Raw genomic sequence first — 24,083 nt, forward strand, 5'->3', positions numbered from 1 at the left:
CCCATTATCCGCTCTGGTGACCATCCGACATCCCCATCGTCCGGCGACCCTCTTATCAGCTCTCCGGGTCACCCGGTAGGACCCTCGCAAGTCCCCGCGTGGAAGCTCTCTTTCGGGGAAGATCTGGCAGTGACGTGGTCCACGCCGGATCAGCCCTAACACAGAGGGGAAGAGTCGTTTTCTATGCAGGTCTGGCCGGGACAGGCGTATCCGCTCGGTGCCACGTACGACGGCGCCGGCACCAATTTCGCGGTCTATTCGGAGGCCGCCCGACGCATCGAGCTGTGCCTGCTGCACGACGACGGTTCGGAGACCGCGATCGAACTGCGCGAGACCGACGCGTTCGTCCGGCACGCCTACCTGCCGGGCATCATGCCCGGCCAGCGCTACGGATTCCGGGTGCACGGCCCCTACGAGCCCGAGCGCGGCCGGCGGTGCAACGCCGCGAAGCTGCTCCTGGACCCGTACGCGCGGGCCGTCGCGGGGAGCGTCGACTGGGGCGAGGAGGTGTACGGCTACCACTTCGGCCGCCCCGACTCCCGCAACGATCTGGACTCCGCACCGAAGAGCATGAGTTCGGTCGTGGTCAACCCGTACTTCGACTGGGCCAACGACCGGCCGCCGCGCCACGAGTACCACCACACCGTGCTCTACGAGGCCCACGTCAAGGGCCTGACCATGCGTCACCCGGACCTCCCCGAGGAGCTGCGCGGCACCTACGGGGCCCTCGCGCACCCGGCGGTCATCGGGCACCTGACCAAGCTGGGGGTGACGGCGCTGGAGCTGATGCCGGTCCACCAGTTCGTCAACGACCACCGCCTCGTCGACGACGGGCTCAGCAACTACTGGGGCTACAACACCATCGGTTTCTTCGCCCCTCACAACGGCTACGCCTCGGGCGACCGCGGCCAGCAGGTGCTGGAGTTCAAGTCGGCCGTCCGGGCCCTGCACGAGGCCGGCATCGAGGTGATCCTCGACGTGGTCTACAACCACACCGCCGAGGGCAACCACCTGGGTCCGACGCTGTCCTTCCGGGGGCTGGACAACGCCTCGTACTACCGGCTCGCGGACGACCCCCGGCACTACATGGACACCACGGGCACCGGGAACTCGCTGCTCATGCGCTCCCCGCACGTGCTCCAGCTGATCATGGACTCGCTGCGCTACTGGGTCACCGAGATGCACGTGGACGGCTTCCGCTTCGACCTGGCGGCCACGCTGGCCCGCCAGTTCCACGAGGTGGACCGGCTGTCCTCGTTCTTCGACCTGGTCCAGCAGGATCCGGTGGTCAGCCAGGTCAAGCTGATCGCGGAGCCGTGGGACCTGGGCGAGGGCGGCTACCAGGTGGGCAACTTCCCTCCGCTGTGGACCGAATGGAACGGCAAGTACCGGGACACCGTACGGGACCTGTGGCGCGGGCAGCCGCGCACGCTCGCGGAGTTCGCGGGGCGGCTGACGGGCTCCTCCGATCTCTACCAGGACGACGGCCGGCGTCCGCTGGCCTCGATCAACTTCACGACCTGCCACGACGGTTTCACCCTGAACGACCTGGTCTCGTACAACGAGAAGCACAACGAGGCCAACCGCGAGGGCAATCGGGACGGCGAGACCCACAACCGCTCCTGGAACTGCGGGGTGGAGGGGCCGACGGAGGACCCGGAGATCGGGGCACTGCGCGAGCGCCAGATGCGCAACTTCATCGCCACGCTGATGCTTTCGCAGGGCGTGCCGATGATCAGCCACGGCGACGAGTTCGCCCGCACCCAGGGCGGCAACAACAACGCCTACTGCCAGGACAACGAGCTGGCGTGGGTGAACTGGCCCGAACCGGGCAAACCGGAGCCCGCGCTCCTGGAGTTCACCCGGCGGATGGTGTGGCTGCGGCGGGAGCACCCGGTGTTCCGGCGGCGCCGGTTCTTCCACGGACGGCCGGTGGAGGGGACGCACGACGAGCTCTCGGACATCGCCTGGTTCACCCCGCACGGCGAGGAGATGCGGGCCCGTGACTGGCAGGCCCAGCACGCGCGGGCGCTGGCGGTGTTCCTGAACGGAGAGGCCATCTCGGAGCCCGGCACCCGTGGGGAGCGGATCACCGACGACTCGTTCCTGCTGATGTTCAACGCGGGCGCCGAGGCGCAGGACTTCACGGTCCCGGCCGGGCACGGAGCGCAGTGGCGGCTGGTCGTGGACACGGCTCGGCCGGAGGTACTGGCACCCGGCACCGGGCCGCAGTACGCGGCCGGGGACCGGGTGACACTGACAGGACGGTGTCTGGTGGTGCTTCAGCGCCCGGCGTAGGCGGCGCCTTCCAGGAGGGCGTCCGGACGGGCGCCCCCGCCGGAGGCCGCCGACGCGTGCGTACGGGCCGCCGGCACCTTGGTGGCGAGGGCCAGGACCAGGCACAGGGCGGCCGCGCCCACGGCCACCGCGAAGGCGGCGGAGGGCCCGTACCACTCGGCGAGCCGCCCGGAGACGGCGAGCGAGGCGGCCTGGCCGGCGACGAGCGAGCTGGCGGCGAAGGCCATCGACTCGGCGAGCCGGCCCGGCTCCACCGCCCGCTCGGTGAGCGCGAAGGCGGTGATCAGGTGCGGGGCGTAGGCGGCTCCGAGCACGGTGACGACCACGTACAGCGGCCACAGGGTGTCCGTGAAGAGCAGCGGTACGGAGAGCACGAGCGCGGCGGCCGTGGCCACCCGCCAGCGCAGCCGCAGTCCGAAGCGGGCGGGCAGCGCGCCGAGCGAGAGCCCGACGGCGGCGCTGACGACGCCCATGGCCGCGTACACGATGCCGGCCTGGCCGGGGACGCCCAACTGTGCGGTCAGGGCGGCGATTCCGGCCTGGCAGGCACCGAACATGGCGCCCTGCAGGGCGAGGGAGCCCCGTACCGCGAAGACCACCCGCGGCGGGCGGACCCGGGAGCGCTCCTTCTCCCGGCGCACTCCCGCGGGCACTCCGGCCGTGACGGCGGCGGTCGGGTGGAGTGCGTAGAGGGTGCCGAAGACGGCGACGAGGGCGGCCGCGCCGCCCAGCGCGACGGCCGGGTGCAACGCGAGGGTGGCCAGGCCCACGAGGGCGGGCCCGAAGACGAAGGAGACCTCGTCCAGGGTGCCTTCGAGGGAGTGGATGGCGCCCACGACGCTCTCGTCGGACGTTGCGCGGTGCGCCAGGGCCACGGAGCGGGTACGGGCGAGCGGTCCGATCAGCGGGACGGAGGCCCCGGTGACGAAGCCGATCGCGGCGAGCGGGAGGGTGGCGAGGCCGGCGAGCGCCCCGGTCACCAGGGCGGCGGTCGCCACCGCGTTGACCGCGGCGGCCGTCAGGACGACGGAACGCTGCCCGTGACGGTCGGCGAGCCGGCCCAGGACGGGTCCGAAGACCACCTGTCCGGCGGAGAGCGTGCCACCGACTATGCCCGCGGTGGCGAGGGAGCCGCTGGTCTCGGCGACCAGGAGGACGCTGCCGAACTGCGACATCGCGACGGGCAGTCGGGCGAGGAAGGAGATGAGCGGGAGTAGGGGCCCGGTCAGGGCGATGACTCTTCGATAGGTGTTGACGGTTCCAAACACCTGAGCAACGTTAACCCGGTGCAGTCACCCGGATGCATTGGGTAATGGCACGGAATCCCGCATCCTGGGTACGTACGTTCTCATGAGCCTGCTCCCGCGCACCGGTCGCACCCGTACCGAGTTCAACCGGCCGGAAACCGATGGACCACCAGCCGTCACCCCGGCGTCGACCTACCGCCTCCAGCTGCGCCCCGAGTTCACCTTCGGCCACGCGCGGGCCGTCGTACCGTACCTCGCCTCCCTCGGCGTATCGCACCTGCACCTGTCCCCCGTCCTGGAGGCGGTGCCCGGCTCGGCCCACGGGTACGACGTCACCGACCACACCCGGGTCCGGGTGGAGCTGGGCGGGGAGGACGGACTGCGGGCCCTGGCCGCCGAGGCCCGGGCGCACGGGCTCGCACTGGTGCTCGACATCGTGCCGAACCACATGGCGCTGCCGGCGCCGCTCGGCCTCAACCGGCCCTTGTGGGAGGTGGCCCGGGAGGGCCCCGGCTCGCCGTACGCGCGCTGGTTCGACATCGACTGGGAGGCGGGCGGGGGGCAGCTGCTGCTGCCCGTGCTCGCGGAGCCGCTGGATCCGGGATCCGTCGAGGTCGTCGACGGGGCCGGCGACCGCGCCGCCCTGCGGATCGGGGAGCTGGAGTTCCCGCTCCGGGAGGGCACGGCCGGGCTGGAGCCGGCGGCGCTGCTCGCCGCCCAGTGGTACCGGCCGGCTCACTGGAGGGAGGCCCGCACCGGGCTCAACTACCGGCGCTTCTTCACCATTTCGGAATTGATCGGGGTCCGCGTCGAGGACCCGGAGGTCTTCGCCGCCACCCACGCCAAGGTGCTGGAGCTGGTCCGCGACGGGGTCGCCGAGGGGCTGCGGATCGACCACGTGGACGGCCTGGCCGACCCCGGGGGCTACCTGCGGCGGCTGCGCGACGCCGTCGGCGGGGACTGCTGGGTGGTGGTCGAGAAGATCCTCGCCCGGGAGGAGCGGCTGGCTCCCGACTGGCCGGTGGCCGGGACCACCGGGTACGACGCGCTGTACCGGGTGGACGGGGTGCTGACCGACCCGGCCGGGGCCGCACGGCTCGACGCCCGGTTCCGCGAGGCGACCGGGCAACCCCGCTGGGAGACGACGGCGGCTGCGGGCGCACGGGAGGTCCTGACCGGCGACCTGGCCGCCGAGCTGGCCACCCTGGAACGACTGGCGGGCGAGGAACTCGCTGCCGCCGTGCGCGAGTTGCTCATCGCCTATCCCGTCTACCGGCCCTACCCCGGCGATCCGCAGCTCGCGCCCGAGGCCCTGGAGCGGGCCGCCGCGCGGGCCGGCGCGGGCCCGGTGGCCGGCGTACGCGAACTGCTGCTGCGGGACCCGGCCTTCGCGGCCCGCTTCTCCCAGACCTCGGCGGCCCTGCGCGCCAAGTCCCTCGAGGACAGGGCGTTCTACCGGTACGCCCCGCTGCTGTCGGCCACGGAGGTCGGCGGGGATCCGGGGGCTCCGGCGGTCACGGTCGCGGAGTTCCACGCCTACTGCGCCGAGCAGGCCAGGCTGTGGCCCGGCGCCGGCACCGTGCTGACCACGCACGACACGAAGCGCAGCGCGGACGTCCGGGCGCGGATCTCGGTGCTCTCGCAGGACCCCGATGCCGTACCGGCGCCGGCCGGGGAGGATCCCCAGCTCGCCTGGGTGGCCTGGCAGACGGCGTTCGGGCTCGGGGCCGGAGGCGGCCCCGTGGTGCGCCGCGACCGCCTCGGGCAAACCCTGCTGAAGGCCGTCCGCGAAGCCGCCCTGCACACCACGTGGACCGAGCAGAACCGCGCGTACGAGGCCACGGTCCCGGAGTACGTCCCCGCGTCCGCGGTCGGGCCGGCCGGGCCCCTGGCGGCGGCCGCCCGCGCCAACCTGCTCGGCGCGGCGCTGCTGCACCTGGCCATGCCCGGGGTCCCGGAGGTCTACCAGGGCGCGGAGACGGAGTACCGGGCCCTGGTCGACCCGGACAACCGGCGGCCCGCCCGCTTCCCCCGGGAGGCCCTGGCCCGGCTGGACGCGGGAGCCGCGCCGTCGGGGACGGCCGAGGAGAAGCTCGCCCTCACCGCCGCCCTGCTGCGGCTGCGCCGGAGCCGCCCCGGGCTGTTCGCCGGCTACGCGCCGCTGCCCGCCCGGGGCCCGGCGGCGGAGCACTGCGTGGCCTTCGCCCGCTCGGCCGGCCTGGTGGCGGCGGCCACCCGCCTGTCGCACGGACTGGCCGGGGCCGGGGGCTGGCGGGACACGGCCCTGCCGCTGCCACCGGGACGCTGGCGGCACCTGCCGCTCCTCGGGGCGGGGGCCGCGCACGAAGGCCCGTACGAAGGCTCGCACGAAGGCTCGTACGAAGGTGAGGTGCGGCTCACGGAGCTCCTCGGCGGGACCTCGCCGGTGGCCGTCCTGCTACGGGCGGACCCGCACCCGTGATCCCCCGCGGCCTCGTCGCGGATCCGAAGGAGACGTTCTAGCCCCGGGGACGGGCGGTGGGGACCTCGAGCTCCTGCGATCTCCAGGCGGCCGGGGCCTGGAGTTCGAGGTCGGGTCCGTTGCGGGCCTGCTTGCGGGCGGGGGTGTTGCGGCGCACGTCGTCCACCCCGCGCCGCATCGCGTCGCGGAGCCACTTGCCGACCGGGCGTTCCACGAGCCGGTGGATCAGCCAGGCGGTGACCATCATCAGCACGGTCACCGAGACCAGCAGGACCGCGGCGGGCACCTGGTTGCGGAAGTGGTGGATCACGGTCATCCCGACGAACATGTGGATGAGGTACAACGGGTACGTGATCGCCCCGGCGGTCGACAGCCACTTCCACTGCACCTTGTCGAAGGCGCCCAGCGCGATCGCGGCGATGATGCCGAACCCGGCGATGATGATCAGCCGGACCGGCCAGGTCGGCAGCAGGGCGGCCGCGACCTTGCCCAGATTGCTCTCCATCCGGTAGTGCACGTAGCGCTGGGACAGCAGCAACTGCATCACGACGATCCCCCACAGCATGGGGTTCGACCCGTAGCGGCGCATGAGGTAGAAGGCGATGCCGGCGATGAAGAACGGCGCGTACACGGGCATCGCGAGAGCCGCGAGCAGGGGGGTGCCGAGCGAGGGCGCAAGCGCCGCGGCCACGGTCCAGATCCCGCAGAAGACGACCATGTTGCGGTAGGTGACCCCGCAGAGGACGACGATCGCCATCAGCACGTAGAACTTGAGCTCGACGAAGAGCGTCCAGTAGACGTCGTCGACGTTCCGGGTGTTGTTGCCCGCCTGCAGCATCGTCATGTTGATGATGACGTCGTCCCAGCCGCGTATGGAGTGCACCTCCGGCCACAGCTTCACGACCAGCGCGGTGAGGGGCACGGCGACCCAGTAGGCCGGGAAGAGCCGGGAGACCCGCGATATGGCGAAGTCGCCCAGCGTGCGCCCCCAGACGCTCATGCATATGACGAAGCCGCTGACCACGAAGAATATTTCGACCCCGAGCCACCCGAACTGGGCGAAATGATGGAGGGTCGGAAATATCGTGGTCGGGTTGTGGCCCCAGGGGCGACTCAAAGCTGCGTAGTGGTACAGGACCACCATCAGCGCGGCGACCAGGCGGAGCCCGTCGAGGGCGGCGAGTCTGGTCTTGAGCCCAGGCTGGGGCATGGTGAAACCCTCCGTGCCACCACCGGCGGCACCCTGACGTGAGAGAGAAGCCCCCACCGGTCCACGGACGCAAGCCCGGTGTTACCTGTGGGGAACTTGTGTGCGGCACATGTTCTCATGGAATTTAAAGACGGCGACTGTGACGGCGATCATGGGGAAGCGCTCCCGGCCCGCCGGGCGCCCCTCTCGCTCCCTCTGAGCAAGGAAAGACACACCCTCTGCGAGGGACGAAGGGGATCGAACCACCTCAATACCCTCAATATCCCCGCCCTGGTGAAGTGGCGCACACCTTCGTGAGAGCCGTCGGTGCCCTCCGGCTGGGCCTAGGGCGTACGCCCGGCGGGCATGGGATCACCTGTGACCCTCATCCGTGACATGTGCTACCCCACCCCCCGCGAACTGGCCCTGGCCGCACGCGCCCTGGTCGACGAACACCCTGCCCTGGCCCGGCTCCGCCGGATCGGCGCGTCCCGGGCGGGGGAACCCCTGTGGCTGCTCTCCGTGGGCTCCGCCACGGCGGCCGCAACGGCAGCGACCGGTGCCACGAAGGCTCCGAACGTGCTCGTCGTCGCGGGTGCCCACGCCAACGAGCCCGTCGGCGGCGCCACCGCCCTCGCCCTCGCGCGGCACCTGATCCGCGAGCCCTCCGCCGCGGCCGCCTGGCACTTCCTGCTCTGCGCCGACCCCGACGGCGCGGCCCTGCACCGCACTCCCCGCCCGTACTCCCTGCTCGACTACCACCGGAACTTCTTCCGGCCGCCCGGCCCGGAACAGCCCGAGTGGGCGCCGTCTTTACTGCCCCCGGACCGCCTCCCGCCCGAGACCCTCGCCCTGACCCGGCTCATCGACGAGCTCCGGCCCGCCCTCCAGGTCTCCCTGCACGGCACCGATCTCGGCGGCTCCTGGGTGCAACTGACCCGGGACATACCCGGTCTCGCGGAGCCCTTCGGCAAATCGGCCGCCGCACTGCACATCCCGGTCGAGACCAGCGCCTCCGACGCCTCGGGCTGGCCCTCGCCGGGGGCGGGGATCTTCGTGATGCCCGAGCCCGGGACCACGGCCGACGGGCCGTTCCACCCCGAGGACACCCGGCTCAGCACCTGGTACCACGCCCACCGCCACGCCGGCACCACCGCGATCGTCGAAGTCCCCATGTGGGCCTCGGACCTGGTGGACGATCCGGCCCCGCACCCCGACCCCCGCACCGCCCTGCGCATCCTGGCCGGCCGGCTCACCGCCGACGCCGCGCAGGTGGCGGCCCTGCGGGAGGACGCGGCCGACGGTACGGACCCGGCCGCCGCGGCCCTGCTGCGCGCGGTGGACTGGACGCTCGCGCTGATCCCCCGGATCACCGCCGAGTGGACGGGCCCGGGGGCTCCCGCCGAGGCGACCGCGGCGTACATCGGGAGCATCGACGCCTTCGGCCGACGGCTGTCGCTGCGCGCCGCGGCGATGCTGCTCCGGGTGTTGCGCGCCCAGGGGCAGCCGACGGCGCCGGCCGCGGACCGGCTCGTCACGGGGTGGTGCGAGGAGTTCTCGAACCGCTTCCAGGCGCGCTGGGTCCCGGTGGCCACGCAGGTGGAGCACCAGTCCCGGGTCGTCCTGGCCGCCTACGACCGGCTCGTGGCGGCGGGCCGGTAGACGGAGCGGCGGAACGGGACGGGACGGTGGGAGGGGCGCCGGGAGGGAACCGCCGGCGGGGCTACTCCACCGGCAGGGCGTACCGGAGCTTCGGCTTGGCGGTGGCCCCGAGCCGGTCGTAGAAGCGGATCGCGCCCTCGTTCCAGTCGGGCGTCTGCCACTCGACGTGGCCGAGGCCCAGCTCGCGGGCGAGCGCGGCCACCCCGTCCATCAGGGCGGCGCCGAGGCCGTGGCCGCGGGCCTCCTCGGCCAGGTAGAGGCAGTCCATGTGGAGGTAGTCGCGGGCCTCCCAGAAGGAGAACTCGGCCGAGCAGGCGGCGTACCCGGCGACCTCGCCCCGCGGGGTCTCGGCCAGCAGCACCCGGAGCCGGGACCCGTCGGCGAACAGCCGCGCGCCGAGCCGGTCGGCGAGACCGGCCGAGCGGGGCTCGGACTTCTCGTACACCATGTGCTCGCGCATGAGCTCGACCAGGCGGGGGAGGTCCCCGGGGCGCGCGGGCCGTACGACGGGGGCGCCAGACGTGTGTTCCATGGATGTCATCCTCCGCACGGCCCGCGTCCACCCGGCAACCGGGTGGTCCCTGGCGGCGGCCGGCCACCGCTCCGCGCCCGCACCCCTCGCTCCGGGCGTTCGCCCGGGCGCCCGCCCGGATCCCCGACCGCCCCAGGACCTGGGGCCCGGCCGCCCCACAGCCTGGGACTCAGCCTCCCGACAGCCTGGGGCTCAGCCTCCCGACAGCCTGAAACTCATCCGGCCGAAGCCGATCTGGTCCCCGTCCCGCACCACGGCCGAGCCCGTCACCCGGCGCCCGTTCACCGTCGTCCCGTTCGTCGAGCCGAGGTCCCGCACCACCCAGACCCCGTCCCGGATGCCCAGTTCCGCATGGGCCCGCGAGACCGTCTCGTGGCTCAGGCGCAGCCCGTTGCCCGGGTCGCGGCCGATCCGCAGCGGGCCGGCGCTCGGGTGCGGGAGGAGCAGCGTGGGCAGCTTCTCCGCGGCCCAGGCCTGCCGTACGCCCACGGACACCGCCGAGACCCGCCCCACCCAGCCGAACAGCCGGCGGGTCCACGGGCTCTCGGTGCCCTCCCGGGCCTCCAGGTCCGCGGTGAGTGCGGCGAGGTCCTCGGAGCGGCGGGCGACGAGGGCGAGTTCCATGCGGCGAAGGAAGGTGTCGTGCGACAGCTTGCCGACGGCGGCACCCTCCCTGAGCTGGCCCAGCGCGCGGTCGCGCTCGGCGTCGGAGAGCCGCGGGGCGGGGAAGGAAGGGAACTCGAAACTCGACGTCACCAGGTGATTGTCGGCCTGTCGGGGGCAGAGTGTCCAGAACTCCCGCGCCGAGCCGGGGATGATGGCCCGGACACGCAGGTTGGGGTACCGCCGCCAGACGAGGGGACCGTCCGTGCAGTTCGAGGTGTGGGCACCGCTGACAGACCGGGTCGCGCTGCGGCTCGACGGGACCGCGTACGCGATGGAGCGCGATCCGCAGCGCCCCGGCTGGTGGGTCGTGGAGGCCGAGGCGCGGGACGGATCCCACTACGGCTTCCAGCTGGGCGGCGGCCCCGAGCCTCTCCATCCCGGGGACGATCCGCGCGACCCGGTCCACCCCGGACAGCATGCGGAGCAGCCGGACCACACGCGCCCCGTACGGCCCGATCCGCGCGGCCGGCGCCTGCCGGAGGGCCCCGAGGGGCTCTCGGCCGTGGTCGACTTCGCCGCCCTCGCTCCCGACGCGCCGGCTCCCTCCCCCCGGGTGCCGCTGCAGGACGCCGTCCTGTACGAGCTGCACATCGGCACCTTCACCCCCGAGGGCACCTTCGACGCGGCCGCCGCCCGCCTCGGTCACCTCACCTCCCTCGGCGTCACCCACGTCGAGCTGATGCCGGTGTGCTCCTTCCCCGGGCGGCACGGCTGGGGGTACGACGGGGTCGCGCCCTGGGCGGTGCACGAGCCGTACGGGGGCCCGGCCGGGCTGGTCCGGTTCGTGGAGGCCGCGCACGCCGCCGGGCTCGGCGTGGTGCTCGACGTGGTCCACAACCACCTCGGCCCCTCAGGCAACCACCTCCCCGCCTTCGGCCCGTACTTCACCGAGACCCACCACACCCCCTGGGGCGCGGCGGTGAACCTGGACGCGCCCGGCTCCGACGAGGTGCGCGCCTACTTCCTGGGCAGCGCGCTGGCCTGGCTGCGCGACTACCGGATCGACGGGCTGCGGCTGGACGCGGTGCACGCGCTCGCCGACGGGCGGGCGCTGACCTTCTTGGAGGAGCTGTCGGCGGCGGTGGACGAGCTGGCCGCCGAGACGGGACGGCCGCTGTTCCTGATCGCGGAGTCGGACCGCTGCGACCCCCGCACCACGACCCCGCGCACCGCCGGGGGCCTGGGCCTGCACGCGCAGTGGAACGACGACTTCCACCACGCCCTGCACTGTGCGCTGACCGGTGAGTCCCAGGCGTACTACGCGGACTTCGCCGAGGCCCCGATCGGGGCCCTCGCCAAGACCATGACCCGGGCCTTCTTCCACGACGGGACCTGGTCCTCCTTCCGGGGCCGCCACCACGGCCGCGCGGTGGACCGCGCCCGCACCCCGGCGCACCGCTTCCTCGGCTACGCCCAGACCCACGACCAGATCGGCAACCGCGCGCTGGGCGACCGGCTCTCGGGCTCCCTGTCCCCCGGGCTGCTGGCGTGCGCGGCGACGGTGGCGCTGACCGGGCCGTTCGTGCCGATGCTGTTCATGGGCGAGGAGTGGGGCGCCGGCACGCCGTGGCAGTACTTCACCGACCATCCCGACGAGGAGCTCGCCGAGGCCGTACGGGTGGGCCGGCGGCGGGAGTTCGCGGCGCACGGCTGGAAGGCGGAGGAGATCCCCGACCCCCAGGACCCGGCCACCCGGGACCGGTCCTGCCTCGACTGGGACGAGCCCGGCCGGGGGTCGCACGCCCGCCTGCTGAGCTGGTACCGCACCCTGATCAGGCTCCGCCGGACCCACGCCGACCTGCGTGATCCCGATCTGGCGGCGCTGCGGATCGCCCATGACGAGGAGCGCCGCTGGCTGACGTTCCGCCGGGGCGACGTCCGGGTGGTGGTGAACCTCTCCGGGGAGCCGGTCACCGTCGCGCTCGGCCGCAACGGTGTCCGGGTGCTGGCCGCCTGGCTCCCCGTCGAGCATCAGGACACCGACGGGCGGGTCCACGTACCGGCCGAGTCGGCGGTGGTGCTGGGCCTGTAGGCCCCGTAAACCCGGTCGCGGAGGCGCGGGGCCGTCTGATGGGATCGGCCCCATGAAGATCACATCTGCCGGATTCTCCGCGGGCGGTGGCGGGCACACGCCCAAGTACGACCGGATCGGGGCGGGTTACCGGGAGGTCCGGCGGCCCGATCCCCGGCTTGCGGCGCTGATCGCGGGCGCCCTCGGGGACGCCCGGACCGTCGTCAATGTCGGCGCGGGCGCCGGTTCGTACGAGCCGCAGGACCGCGAGGTGACGGCCGTGGACCCGTCCCGGGTCATGCTCGACCAGCACCCTGGGACCCGTAAGGTCAGGGCCCGTGCGGAGCAACTGCCTTTCGCGGACGGGGCCTTCGACGCCGCGATGGCCGTGATGACCGTTCACCACTGGCCGGACCCCGGGCGCGGGCTGGCGGAGCTGCGGCGGGTCTCGCGGCGCCAGGCCGTCTTCACCTGGGATCCGCAGCACCGGACGAAGCTGTGGTTCTTCGAGGAGTACCTCCCGGAGGTCTGGGAGCTGGAAGACTCCCGGTTCACCCCGCTCTCCGTGGTGACCGGAGCGCTGGACGCGCACACCGTGCTGCCCTTCCCCGTCCCGCACGATGTCACCGACGGGTTCCGGGCCGCCTTCTGGCGCCGGCCCGAGTCCTACCTCGACCCGGTCGTACGGGCCGCCAGCTCCACCTTCGCGACGCTGCCCGCCTCCGTCGTGGAACCGGCGATCGCCCGGCTGCGCGAGGACCTGCGGTCGGGTGAGTGGCTGCGCCGCCACGCCGACCTGCTGGAACGGGAGAGCGTCGACTACGGCTACCGGCTGGTCCTCGCCGGGGCCTGAGCCCCGGCGAGGAGGAGGCCCCCCGCCGCCGCGCCTACTCCACGACGGCCAGCTCCCGGGAGGCGTTGTTGAAGCTGCGGCAGCCGTTCTCGGTGACCGTGATGATGTCCTCGATGCGGACCCCGAACCGCCCGGGGAGGTAGATCCCCGGCTCCACGGAGAAGCACATGCCGGGGACGAGGGCCTGCTCCTCCCCTTCCACCATGTACGGAGGTTCGTGCGTGGTGACTCCGATGCCGTGGCCCGTGCGGTGGATGAACTGCTCGCCGTAGCCGAACTCCGTGATCACCGCGCGGGCCGCCCGGTCCACGTCCTGGCAGGCGGCTCCCGGCCGGGCCGCCGCCACGCCCGCCAGCTGTGCCTCGCGGACGATGTCGTGGACGCGCTGCTCCTCCTCCGTGGGCTCGCCGACGTGGACGGTGCGGGAGATGTCGGAGCCGTAACCGTGCTTGAGGCCGCCGAAGTCGAGGACCACCATGTCCCCGTGCTCGATGACCCGGTCACCGGCTTCGTGGTGCGGGTTGGCGCCGTTGGGGCCGGAGCCGACGACGGTGAAGTCCACCTGGGAGTGGCCGTGCACGCGCAGCAGCGCGGCCAGGTCCTCGGCGACGTCGCTCTCCCGGCGTCCGGCGAAGGGGACATGGAGGATCTGCGCGTACGCGGCGTCCGCCGCCTCGCCGGCCGCCGCGAGCCGGGCCAGCTCGCGCTCGTCCTTGACCGCGCGCAGCATCGGCAGGGCATCGGTCAGCGAGACGTACGAGGTCGTCGGCAACTCCCGCTGCAGGCCCAGCAGGTGCAGCGCCCAGGCGTTGTCGCTGACGCCGAAGCGGCCGGTCACGTCCAGCAGCGGGGAGGTCACGGCGTACGGGTTCTTCCCGTCGGCCCAGTCCCGCAGGGTCAGCGCGCCCGCGCCGGGGGACTTCGCCGCGTCGGGGGCTTCCAGCGCGGGGACGACGAGGACGGGTTCCTGCCCGGCGGCGAGGACGAGCAGGGTCATCCGCTCGGTGTCGACGGGCCGGTACCCGGTGAGGTGGGCCAGGTCGGGCCCGGGGGCGACCAGCAGGCCGGCCAGCCCCGCGTCGGCGGCGGCCTGCGCGGCGGCGGCCATCCGGGCGGCGTAGTCGGCGGTCGTGAAGGGATCGGAGTCGTGGTCCATGACGGGATCCTCCCGCGCCCCGCCCCTCGACGGCAGGGGGCCGCGCCGGTCACCCCGGGCTCCGCCCCGAACCCGGTGTCGCGTGCGACGCCGTTGCCGGGCGCCGGCCCCCTTTTCAGCCCGTCCGGCGTTCGAGGACCGGGTCCGGGCGGAGCCGGGGACGGTGGAAGGGCGGGTAGGGGACGGTCGCGCAGGGCTGCGCGTCACGCCGGGGTGACCGCTCGCAGCGCCCACTCCAGCGGCCCCCGCCGCAGCTCCGTACCGCGCAGGAAGTGGCCCCAGGCCAGGCAGCCGGCCATCGCGACGGCCGAGAAGCCGGCCAGGACCTCCCACCCGCTCCAGCCCCGCAGGAACACCGCCAGCGCGAGCGCGTGCACCACGTACACCGTCAGGGCCATCGCCCCGACGGCGGCGAGCGGCCGCAGCACCCCGGCTACCGGGCGTGCGTGCGCGGCCAGGGCGAGCAGGCCTATGAGGGCCGCTCCGACCCCGGAGTTGCCGAGGGTCTCCAGCGGGGTCTGGCTGTAGGGGCCGGCCACCAGCAGCCAGTCCCAGGAGGTGCTGGGGACGGCACCGAACTGCTCCCCCAGCACCGCCGCGACCGGGTCCGGCTCCATCGCCGCCCAGGGGTGCTCCCGCGCGATGGCATCCAGCAGCGTCCCGCGCCGGCCGCCGGGTCCCAGCGCGAGCCAGGAGGCGCCGTAGCCGGCGGCGGCCGCCGCCGTCCCGAGGGCGGCCAGCAGGCACAGCGACCGCCCGCTCCGCAGGTCGGCGAGGCGGCCGAGGGCCATGCCGACCAGGATGTACGGGAAGTAGGTGAGCAGCGGGTACGCGCCCGAGAGCAGGAGCTCCCGCAGCATCCCCACGGCCCCCGCCCAGCTCGACAGGTCGGCGGGGACCGGTGTGGCCCCGCGCCCGCCGGTGCGCAGCCCGAGGGCCGGTCCCAGGAGGTAGGAGAGGACCGGGCCCAGCACCACGGAGGCGCCGGCGAGGGCCGCCAGGGCGGGGGTGCGCAGCCGGGTGAAGGGTTCGGCGGCCAGGAAGTAGACGGCGTAGAAGGCCAGGATGACGAGGATGCCCGGCGAGAGTGCGGCGAGCCACAGGCCGAGTGCGGCGAGGATCGCGCAGCGGGTCAGGGTGGCCCGCAGGGGCGGTGGTCCGCCGGCGCGGGCGCGGGCGAGCGCGAGGGAGAACCCGGCGATGAGCGTGAAGACGGCGGGCGCCCGGCCGTCGGCGACCACGAGCAGCCAGCCGGGGCCCTCGGGCGCGGGCGGCGGGCCGACGTGCACGGCGAACATGCCGAGGACGGCGACGCCGCGGGCGGCGTCCAGGCCGGTGAGTCGGTTTGGTCCCATACGGGTAGGGATGGCGATCCGGGGCGCCGGGTTGCCTGCGCCGGGCCGCCCGCGCCCTCACACGGAGCCGGCGCCGGCGCCGGAAAAGGCGTCGCGGGAGCACCCCGCTGATCAGCTATGCTGTGCTTGCACATCGAACGGGTGGTCCGCCGCCCTTCGTGGTGGGTGTAGCTCAGTTGGTAGAGCACCTGGTTGTGGTCCAGGTGGCCGCGGGTTCAAGTCCCGTCACTCACCCTGTTGATCCCGTGGGGGTTACGAGTTTTCCTCGTAACCCCCACGGGTTTTTTCGTTCCCCCTGTGGGAGCGGCGCGTCGTGACCGGCCGGGCCCGCCGGCCCGGGTCCTGGCAGGATCACACGCATGAAATGGGACATCGAGGGCATTCCGACGCTGCTCCTCGCCGTCCTCGTGGCGGCCGCTGTGTTCGGGATCACGGTGTGGCTGTGGCCCCGGCTCGCGGGGTCCGGGGTGCGGCCGGTGCTGGGGCGGGCCGGGCTCCAGCTCGCGATCACCCTGACGGCCGGGTCGGCACTGCTGCTCGCGGTGAACTCCTCGTACGGCTTCTACGGCTCCTGGCGCGACCTGCTGTCGCTGCGCCGCGAGGACCCGGCGCCGGCGGGCGCGGAGGCCGCGGGGTCGGAGGCGCTGCAGGTGCGGGGGACCCGCTTCTGGCGGCACGCGGGCTCCGACGACCCGGCGGTGATCGGCCGCATCGAGGCGGTGACCGTGCGCGGGGCCCTCAGCGGGCTGTCGGGGCAGGGGTACGTGTACCTGCCGCCGCAGTACGTGCACGCGTCGGCCGGGCGGCGGGCGGAGTTCCCGGTGGTGCTGGCGCTGAGCGGGTTCCCGAGTACGCCGGGGGTGCTGATCGACCGGCTGCGGTATCCGCAGCTGGCGCTGGAGGCGGTACGGGCGGGGCGGATGCGGCCGGCGGTGCTGATCCTGATGACGCCGACGGTGGCGCCGCCCCGGGACACGCAGTGCGTGGACGTGCCGGGCGGGCCGCGGGCGGAGGCCTTCTTCGCCCGGGACCTGCGGGCGGCGGTCTCCTCGTACTACGGCCTCACCCGCGATGCCCGGGGGTGGGGCGCGATGGGCAACTCGGTGGGCGGCTACTGCGCGCTGAAGCTGGCCCTGCGCACGCCGGACGCCTACGGGGCGGCGGCCGCGCTGTCGGCCCCGTACGCGGCCGTGCGGGACGCGGACACCGGTGACCTGTTCGGCGGGGACGCGGGCCGCCGGCAGGAGAACGACCTGCTGTGGCGCCTGCGGAACCTGCCGCAGCCGCCGGTGTCCCTGCTGGTGGCGAGCAGCCGCAGGGGCGAGCACCAGTACCCGCAGACGCTGGAGTTCATCGACGCGGTACGGGCGCCCGCCCGGGTGTCCTCCATCCTCCTGGCGAGCGGCGGGCACAACTACGAGACGTGGGCGCGCGAGGCGCCCTCGGCCCTGGAGTGGCTGGTGGGGCGGCTGAGCCCGCACTGAGCGGTGAGCGCGCGCGGTGAGCGCGCGCGGTGAGCGCGCGCGGTGAGCGGTGGGACGCTCCGCCGGTCGCGGCGCGCCCGTCTACCCGCGCAGGAAGGCCTCCACCTCGGTGGCGAAGGCCACCGGGCTCTCGTGCGGCGGGTAGTGGCCGGTGCCGGGCAGCGGCTGGATGCGGCAGTTCGGGTACGAGACCTGCCACGTGGCCCGCATGACGTCGACGGTGAGCGCGAGGTCGTACTCGCCGACGAGGACCAGCACCGGGACGGTACTGCCCTTCACGGCGGCGGACAGGTCGAGGGGCTGCCAGCCGGCGAGGTACCCGGCGAAGGCCTCCGGGCGGGACACCGCGAGCGAGTGCGCGACCATCCGGTCCAGCCAGTACGGGCTCGCGCGGCGACCGGTGACGATGTCGAGGATGGTGCGGCGGTTGTCCGCGTTGTCGGCGGCCCCGTAGAAGAGCGCGTGGGTGGCGTCGTCCATCTCGTAGGGGCCGGCGGGGACCGGGTTGACGCCGATCAGCTTCTCGACTCGCTGGGGTGCGCGCACGAGGACCTGCTGCATGGCCTTGCCGCCCATGGAGTGGCCGAGGAGGGAGAAGGTGTCCCAGCCCAGCTCGTCGGCGAGCGCGAGGACGTCGTCGGCGATCTCGGGGAGCGTGTAGCGGCCGGGGACGTCCCTGCGGTCGCCGTACCCGCGGTAGTCGAGGAAGGCGTACGAGAACTCCCGCGGGTCCAGGTGGTCCAGTACGGATCCCCAGTTGGCGGACGTGCCGAACCAGTCGTGCAGCACGATGACGCGGACGGGGCCGGTGCCGATCCTGCGGTGGGCGATGGCCATGCGTTCTCCCTCGGTGACGGGGGTTGCGAACCCGGACGCCTCCGTTCTGCCCACCGCCCGTGCGCTCACACCGCGGGCGGGGCCGAGACGCCCATGCCGTCGAGCATCACTTCCCCTGGGGCCGCGCCCGCGGGGCCGACGCAAGCGTCGGCCCCGCGGGCGGCGGAGGCAGGCGGATTCACCCTTGCGGGAACGCTCAGACGGTCTTGATCGCCGGGTCCGAGACTCCGGCCGCGCCCGTTTCGACGTGGCCGGCGAAGCGGCGCAGGAAGGTGGCGTCCGCGTCGGAGACGACCGTGACGTCGTACCAGCGGGCCGTGCCGGACAGGGCCACGGTGTGCGCGACGGTGCCGCCCGCCGCGACGCGCACGATCTGGGCCGCGCCGCCGTAGGCATTGGTGACGGTCAGGTTGACGGCCGCCGTGCCCCCGTTGGCCAGGGACAGCACCAGGTTGCCGGTGGCCTTGTCGTGGCGGGCCGTGACCTCGGGGCCGGCCTTCTTCGCCGGGCCCTTCCAGGTGCGCAGGAAGCCGTTCGGGCCCCAGACCGTGAGGTTGATCTGGTTGCCGGTGGAGGCGCTCGTGCTCCAGGTGTCCGACAGGGTCTTGCCCGCCTCGACCGTGTAGGGCCACGGACCGTCCGTACGGTTGCCCGAGGTGCTGTGGAAGTGGGCGCCGAGCGAGGGACCCGAGGAGAAGGTCAGGGTGAACTTGCCCGTGGAGACCGTGGCCTTGCCGTCCACGTACGGTGCGTAGCCCAGTGCGCGGGTCGGCTTGGAGCCCGCCTCCTGCCGGGGGAGGACGCCCGTCGCCGGCGGGGTCGGGTGGTAGGACGGGTGGCGGTTCTTGTCCGGCGGCACGTACGCCGCCGTGGACGGCAGGGCGGCGGGCGCGGAGTCGGCCTGGGTGAAGTCGAAGGCCGAGGTCAGGTCGCCGCAGACCGCGCGGCGCCACGGGGAGATGTTGGGCTCCTGCACGCCGAAGCGCTTCTCCATGAAGCGGATCACCGAGGTGTGGTCGAAGGTCTCGGAGCAGACGTAGCCGCCCTTGCTCCACGGGGAGACCACGATCATCGGGACGCGGGGGCCGAGGCCGTACGGGCCGGCCGCGTAGCCGGAGACGCCGCCGGTGTACAGGTCGCCGGTGACGCTCGCCGTGGACAGGCCCCAGGCGGAGGAGGCGGGCGGGTACGGCGGGACGACGTGGTCGAAGAAGCCGTCGTTCTCGTCGTAGGTGATGAAGAGGGCCGTCTTCGCCCACACGGCCGGGTTCGCGGTCAGCGAGTCCAGGACCTGCGAGATGTACCAGGCGCCGAAGTTCGTCGGCCAGTTGGAGTGCTCGCTGAACGCCTCGGGGGCGGCTATCCAGGAGATCTGCGGGAGCGTGCCGGCCACCACGTCCGCGCGCAGCTTGTCGAAGTAGCCGCCGCCCGCCTTGACGTTGGTGCCGGTACGGGCCTTCTCGTACAGGGCGCTGCCCGGCTGGGCGTTGCGGAAGCTGTTGAAGTACAGCAGCGAGTTGTCGCCGTAGTTGCCGCGGAAGGCGTCGTTGATCCAGCCCCAGGAACCGGCCGCGTTCAGGCCGTCGCCGATGTCCTGGTAGACCTTCCAGGAGACTCCTGCCGATTCCAGGCGCTCGGGGTAGGTCTTCCAGCCGTAGCCGGCTTCCTGGTTGCCGAGGACCGGGCCGCCGCCCACGCCGTCGTTGCCCGTGTAACCCGTCCACATGTAGTAGCGGTTGGGGTCGGTGGCACCGATGAAGGAGCAGTGGTAGGCGTCGCACACCGTGAAGGCGTCGGCGAGCGCGTAGTGGAACGGGATGTCGTTCCGGGTCATGTACGACATGGTCGTGGCCGTCTTGGCCGGGACCCACTTGTCGTACTTGCCGTTGTTGTACGCCTGGTGGCCGCCGGCCCAGTCGTGGTTCAGGCCCTCCAGGAACTGCATGCCCAGGTCGTTGATCTGCGGGTTGAAGGGCAGGATGTCCTTCGTGCCGTTGGACTGGTGGAAGACGGACTTGCCGTTGTCCTGGAGGACCGGCCTCGGGTCTCCGAACCCCCGGACCCCCTTCATCGCGCCGAAGTAGTGGTCGAAGGACCTGTTTTCCTGCATGAGGACGACGATGTGCTCGATGTCCTGGATCGTGCCGGTACTTCCCTGGGCCGAGATGGCGGCGGCCCGCGCGATGCTCTCGTTCAGCATCGTGATGGCGGCGGCGCCACCGGCGATCTGGAGGAACCTGCGCCGATTGAATTCAGTCATGGAGGACGACCTCTGCGGGTGAGACGGGTGCGGGGGGATGTCGGTGGGCGCCCCAAGAACAGCGTCCCCGGGGTACCGGTCGGCGTTGCTTTCATGACAGTGGGCCGTACACCTGGAGAACGGAATACCTCGTCAGACGGTTCGTGCCCCACGCGCCACATCTCTTCGCGGCCGCCGCCTCCCGCGCCTCCCGCGCCTCCCGCGGCGGCCGGGCGGTCGGCGGTCCGGCGGTCACCGGCGGTCCGGGTACTCATCGGACCGGCCGGCGGGATGAGCATCCGTACTCAGGACCGGGCCCCGCCCGCGCGTCATGGTGAGGACATGCCGAATCAGCCATCCGTACCGCACCCGCCCGGGCCGCCTCCGCCCGGCCCGCACGTGCCTGACCCGCACGCTCCCCTGCGGCGGTCGCTGCCGCGGCCGCGGCTCCGCGCCGGGATCACGGCCGTGGCCCACCTCCTGCCCGGGGACGTCCTCACCTCCGACCGGCTCCAGCGCGAGATCGCCGGCCGGGCCGGACTCACTCTGCCCTCGCGGCTGTTGACCCAGGCCACCGGGATCCGTGCCCGCCGGGTCGCGGGCGAGGGGGTGTACGCGTCCACGCTCGCGGTGGGTGCGGCCCGCCGGGTCCTGGACAACGCCGGGCTCGGGCCCGCCGACATCGACCTGCTGCTCTTCGCCTCCGCCTCCCGCGATGTCGCCGAGCCTGCCACCGCGCACATCGTTCAGGCCGAACTCGGCACGACGGCCCACGCCCTGGACGTCACCAACGCGTGCAACAGCTTCGTCAACGGCATCGATCTCGCCCGCGCCATGATCCTCGCCGGCCGGGCCCGGCGGGCCCTGGTGGTCACCGGGGAGACCCCGAGCCGGGCCGTGCGGACGGCGCCCGCCGACTTCGCGGAGTTCCGCGCCGGCTTCGCCGGCTACACCTTCGGCGACGCGGGGGCCGCCGTGATCGTGGAGCCGGTGGAGCGCGGCGGGATCCTCGACGTGGACACCGAGACCCGCTCCGAGCACTGGGAGGTCGGGGGCATACCGGGCGGCGGTTCGCGCCACCCGCGCGGGGACGCGTACACCTACTTCCGCGGCGACGGGCACGAACTGCGCGGGGTCTTCGAGAAGGTCGGCACCGCCGTCATCGACCGGACGCTGCACCGCACGGGCATGGACTGGGACGACTTCTCCAAGGTGCTGGTGCACCAGGTGACGGTGCCCTATCTGGAGCGGTTCGCCGAGCTGACCGGGGTGCCGGCCGGGAAGCTGGTGGTGACCGTGCCCGAGCTCGGCAACATCGCGAGCGCGACGATCGGGGTCCAACTGGACCGGATATTCGACGGGCTGGCGCCCGGTGAGCGGGTGCTGTTCGTCGGGCTCGGTGGCGGGATCAGCATCATGACGATGGTCTGGGAGAAGTCGTGAGCGCGGCCGGACGGCTGTGGGTGGTGGTGCCCGCGCACGAGGAGGAGGCCCGGCTCGCAGGGACCCTCGCCGCACTCGCCCGCCAACAGGACCGGGATTTCACCCTGGTGGTCGTGGACAACGCCTCGGCCGACCGGACGGGCGCCGTGGCACGGGAGTTCGCGGCCCGGGCACCCTTCGCGGTGGAGGTCATCGAGGAACCGGAGAAGGGCGTCGGCTCCGCCGTCGACACCGGCTTCCGGTACGCGATCGGGCGCGGCGCGACCCTGCTCGCCCGCACCGACGCCGACTGCCTGCCCCACCCCGGGTGGACGGGCGCGGCGCGGGCGGCGCTGGTCCGCAGCCCCGGGCTGGTGTGCGGGCGGATCGTGGCCCGCCGCGACGAACACGGTCCGCTGGGGCGGGCCGGGTTCGGGGTCCTGGTACGGCTCGCCGGCCTCTTCGGCCGGCTGCGCCCCGAGCACGCGCGGCGCCACGGCTACCGCGCCCCGTACCGGATGCACGCGGGGAACAACATGGCCATCACCGCCGAGCTGTACCTGGCCGTCGGCGGGATGCCCCGGCGCCCCTCCCCCACCGACCGGCTCTTCCTCAACGCGGTGCGCCGCCACACCGACCGGATCACGCGCTGCCGGGCGATGGTCGTGGAGAACTCCACGCGCCGGCTGCGTGCGTACGGGATCGCCGGCACCGCCCGCTGGTACCTCGGCCGCGGCAGCGGCCCCCACGGAACGGACGACCCCCGCTGATGCTGGACCGCCTCGACCACGCGCTGCGCGCCCGCCCCGAGCTGCCCGCCGTCCTGACCGCCACGCGTACGGGCGCCACCCGGACCGCCGCCACGCGGGGGGAACTCGCCGAACTGGCCGACGCGTTCGCCTCCGCGCTGTACGCGCGCGGGCTGCGCGCCGGGGACACCGTCGCAGTCGCCGTACGCCCCGGGCCGCGTGCGCTCGCCGTCCTGCTCGCGCTGTGGCGGCTCGGCCTGCGCGGGGCCGTCCTCGACCCGGGAGCCGGACCCGACGTGCTGCGCGCCCGGCTGGCTTCGGCGCGGCCCGCGCTGGTGCTGGCCGACGCCGCCGCGCAGGCGGTGGCCGGGTGGGCGCGGCCGCTGGCCCGGCGGGCGGCAGGGCTGGAACTGCCCGAGCTGGCCGGGCTGGGTGCACCGGTGGCCACGGTCGGGCGGCGGCTGCCGGGGTGTGCGCCCGCCCTGGACCTTCGGGCGGCCCGGGGTGGCGTTCCCTCGCGGTTCACGGGTGACGGGGACGCCGACGCGGTCATCGTGTTCACCTCCGGGACCACGTCGCGGCCCCGGGCGGTGGTGCACACGCGGGCGAGTCTGACAGCCGGGATGGAGACGGTGTCGGCGCTGTTCTCCCCCGCCCCGGGGGAGGCTGCGGCCGCCACCGCCGATCCCGTGCTCGGCGGCACCTTCTTCGTGCTCGTCCCCGCCCTCGTGCGCGGCGCCCCCGTGGCCCTCCCGGCGCGGTCGCCCCGGGTGCTGGCGCGCCAACTGGCCCGGCTGGCACCGCGGGACACCTACCTCACCCCGCCGCAGCTGCGGGACGCGCTGCGCGCGGGGGCCCGCTTCCGGGGCCGGGTGTGGACCGGATCGGCTCCGGCGAGTACGGAACTGCTGTGGCGCGTGAGGGAGTCGGGGGCCGATGAGGCCTGGGGGGTGTACGCGCTCACCGAGTTGTTCCCGGCCGCCGCGGTGGAGTCCCGGGAGAAGGCCGCCCACGAGGGTCCCGGCGACCTGGTCGGCGCGCCGCTGCCCGGTGTGCGCGCCGAGTCCGGCGCTGCCGGGGAGCTGCTGCTGACCGGCCCCGCGGCCCGGCACCGCTACCTCGGCGAGGACCCGGATCCGTGGGTGCGCACGGGCGACCGGGCGCACCTGGACGGGGCGGGCCGGATCGTGCTGGAGGGCAGGTCCAAGGACATGGTGCTGCGCCGGGCCGAGAACATCTACCCGGGCCTGTACGAACCCTCCCTGCACGTGCCCGGGGTGGAACTGGCGCTGCTCGTCGGGGTCCCGGCGGACGCGGGCGGCCGTCACGGCTGTGGCTACGGCGACGAGCGGCTCGTGGCGGTCGTCCAGCCCTGCCACGGCGCCGTCGAGCCCGCGCTGCGGTCGGCGCTGGCGGGCCCGCTGCGCCGCATGGGCACGGCCGCGCCCGACGCCCTGCTGTTCGCGCGGATCCCGCTGTCGGGACGCTCCCGCAAACCGGACCGTGCGGCAACGGCGGCCCTGGCGGCCCACCGGCTGGGCTCGGGGTCCGGCGCCCGGTCCGGGCCCGGCCTCTGGTCCGGGTCCCGCACCGCCGGGTCCCGCTCCGGGTCCCGCTCCGCACGAAGCGGCGCGCCCCGACCGTGAACCGCCACCCCGGCCAGGGCCCGCCGCCGGGACCGGCGCGCCCCGTGACGGCCGCACCCGCGGGGCGGGTCCGCGCCCGCGCCGCGGCCGTCCCGGAGCGGGTCATGGCCTCCCATCGCCGCTACACCCGCGCCAACGGCGACGCGCTCGCGGGCTCGCTCGCCTACGCCCTGCTCGTCGTGGATCGTGCACCAACCGCCACGTCCCCCACATCCACTCCTCGTTCGGAAATCGACGCCCGGCCCTGATGAGGCACGGGCCCTCCCCTCCCTTAAC

The 24,083-nt window shown here is 73.7% G+C and carries 18 protein-coding genes and 1 tRNA gene; 11 read left to right on the plus strand and 8 right to left on the minus strand.

All coding sequences use genetic code 11. The annotated features are described in order from the left end of the window. The first annotated feature begins 183 nt into the window (after positions 1–183). Complete coding sequence (gene glgX / locus ABZY57_RS09780) at positions 184–2,298, plus strand: glycogen debranching protein GlgX (RefSeq protein ID WP_356509949.1); 2,115 nt, start codon at positions 184–186, stop codon at positions 2,296–2,298. Here the strand turns inward: glgX and ABZY57_RS09785 are convergent. After that, positions 2,283–3,566, minus strand: coding sequence for an MFS transporter (locus ABZY57_RS09785; protein WP_356509951.1), 1,284 nt, complete (start codon positions 3,564–3,566; stop codon positions 2,283–2,285). The two genes, glgX and ABZY57_RS09785, sit on opposite strands and share 16 nt — an antisense overlap. A gap of 82 nt (positions 3,567–3,648) precedes the next feature. Here ABZY57_RS09785 and treY point away from each other — a divergent pair, with 82 nt between their 5' ends. After that, positions 3,649–6,006 carry a malto-oligosyltrehalose synthase gene (gene treY, locus ABZY57_RS09790; protein ID WP_356509953.1) on the plus strand — a complete coding sequence of 786 codons (2,358 nt, stop codon included), beginning with the start codon at positions 3,649–3,651 and terminating at the stop codon, positions 6,004–6,006. 37 nt (positions 6,007–6,043) lie between these two features. Here treY and ABZY57_RS09795 read toward each other — a convergent pair whose 3' ends face one another. Then, positions 6,044–7,216 (minus strand): acyltransferase, encoded by a 1,173-nt coding sequence (locus ABZY57_RS09795; RefSeq protein WP_356509955.1) that lies wholly within the window; start codon positions 7,214–7,216, stop codon positions 6,044–6,046. A 357-nt stretch (positions 7,217–7,573) separates the two neighbouring features. Between ABZY57_RS09795 and ABZY57_RS09800 the strand changes: the two genes are divergently transcribed. After that, positions 7,574–8,857, plus strand: a complete 1,284-nt coding sequence (locus ABZY57_RS09800; RefSeq protein WP_356509957.1) for a M14 family zinc carboxypeptidase — start codon at positions 7,574–7,576, stop codon at positions 8,855–8,857. A gap of 61 nt (positions 8,858–8,918) precedes the next feature. On the opposite strand, the gene ABZY57_RS09805 is transcribed toward ABZY57_RS09800, so the two are convergent. Continuing rightward, entirely contained in the window at positions 8,919–9,389 is a 471-nt protein-coding gene (locus ABZY57_RS09805) for a GNAT family N-acetyltransferase (protein ID WP_356509959.1), read from the minus strand. Between the two features lie 192 nt (positions 9,390–9,581). Continuing rightward, positions 9,582–10,145, minus strand: a complete 564-nt coding sequence (locus ABZY57_RS09810; RefSeq protein ID WP_356509961.1) for a DUF1707 and FHA domain-containing protein — start codon at positions 10,143–10,145, stop codon at positions 9,582–9,584. A 124-nt stretch (positions 10,146–10,269) separates the two neighbouring features. Here ABZY57_RS09810 and treZ point away from each other — a divergent pair, with 124 nt between their 5' ends. Next, positions 10,270–12,087, plus strand: a complete 1,818-nt coding sequence (gene treZ / locus ABZY57_RS09815) for a malto-oligosyltrehalose trehalohydrolase (protein WP_356509990.1) — start codon at positions 10,270–10,272, stop codon at positions 12,085–12,087. 52 nt (positions 12,088–12,139) lie between these two features. After that, positions 12,140–12,919, plus strand: coding sequence for a class I SAM-dependent methyltransferase (locus tag ABZY57_RS09820; protein WP_356509963.1), 780 nt, complete (start codon positions 12,140–12,142; stop codon positions 12,917–12,919). 34 nt (positions 12,920–12,953) lie between these two features. Here the strand turns inward: ABZY57_RS09820 and ABZY57_RS09825 are convergent, their stop codons facing one another. Beyond that, positions 12,954–14,075: an aminopeptidase P family protein gene (locus tag ABZY57_RS09825; RefSeq protein ID WP_356509965.1), complete on the minus strand. Its 1,122-nt coding sequence runs from the start codon at positions 14,073–14,075 to the stop codon at positions 12,954–12,956. Positions 14,076–14,278: 203 nt separating this feature from the next. After that, a complete protein-coding gene (locus tag ABZY57_RS09830) occupies positions 14,279–15,430 on the minus strand; it encodes a DUF418 domain-containing protein (RefSeq protein WP_356509967.1) in 1,152 nt (383 codons plus the stop codon). Positions 15,431–15,591: 161 nt separating this feature from the next. Here ABZY57_RS09830 and ABZY57_RS09835 point away from each other — a divergent pair. Beyond that, a tRNA-His gene (locus ABZY57_RS09835) sits at positions 15,592–15,664 on the plus strand. A 125-nt stretch (positions 15,665–15,789) separates the two neighbouring features. Further along, the gene (locus ABZY57_RS09840; RefSeq protein WP_356509969.1) at positions 15,790–16,914 is read left to right on the plus strand and encodes an alpha/beta hydrolase-fold protein; all 1,125 of its coding nucleotides are present in this window, start codon (positions 15,790–15,792) and stop codon (positions 16,912–16,914) included. Between the two features lie 81 nt (positions 16,915–16,995). On the opposite strand, the gene ABZY57_RS09845 is transcribed toward ABZY57_RS09840, so the two are convergent. Both ABZY57_RS09845 and ABZY57_RS09850 read right to left on the minus strand, forming a co-directional pair. Further along, the gene (locus tag ABZY57_RS09845) at positions 16,996–17,751 is read right to left on the minus strand and encodes an alpha/beta hydrolase (RefSeq protein ID WP_356509971.1); all 756 of its coding nucleotides are present in this window, start codon (positions 17,749–17,751) and stop codon (positions 16,996–16,998) included. A gap of 196 nt (positions 17,752–17,947) precedes the next feature. Next, a complete protein-coding gene (locus ABZY57_RS09850; protein WP_356509973.1) occupies positions 17,948–20,011 on the minus strand; it encodes a phosphocholine-specific phospholipase C in 2,064 nt (687 codons plus the stop codon). 447 nt (positions 20,012–20,458) lie between these two features. Between ABZY57_RS09850 and ABZY57_RS09855 the strand changes: the two genes are divergently transcribed. From ABZY57_RS09855 to ABZY57_RS09870, 4 genes are read left to right on the plus strand one after another with little or no spacing between them, the layout of a single operon-like run. Next, entirely contained in the window at positions 20,459–21,433 is a 975-nt protein-coding gene (locus ABZY57_RS09855) for a ketoacyl-ACP synthase III (RefSeq protein WP_356509975.1), read from the plus strand. Beyond that, positions 21,430–22,182, plus strand: a complete 753-nt coding sequence (locus ABZY57_RS09860) for a glycosyltransferase family A protein (protein WP_356509977.1) — start codon at positions 21,430–21,432, stop codon at positions 22,180–22,182. The genes ABZY57_RS09855 and ABZY57_RS09860 overlap by 4 nt, the downstream gene beginning before the upstream one ends. Next, positions 22,182–23,807 carry a class I adenylate-forming enzyme family protein gene (locus ABZY57_RS09865; protein ID WP_356509979.1) on the plus strand — a complete coding sequence of 542 codons (1,626 nt, stop codon included), beginning with the start codon at positions 22,182–22,184 and terminating at the stop codon, positions 23,805–23,807. The genes ABZY57_RS09860 and ABZY57_RS09865 overlap by 1 nt, the downstream gene beginning before the upstream one ends. 44 nt (positions 23,808–23,851) lie before the next feature. Next, entirely contained in the window at positions 23,852–24,055 is a 204-nt protein-coding gene (locus tag ABZY57_RS09870; RefSeq protein WP_356509981.1) for a hypothetical protein, read from the plus strand. Positions 24,056–24,083 lie beyond the last annotated feature (28 nt).

Origin of the sequence: Streptomyces sp. NPDC006450 (genome assembly GCF_040612195.1) — a bacterium.
GTDB lineage: Bacteria > Actinomycetota > Actinomycetes > Streptomycetales > Streptomycetaceae > Streptomyces.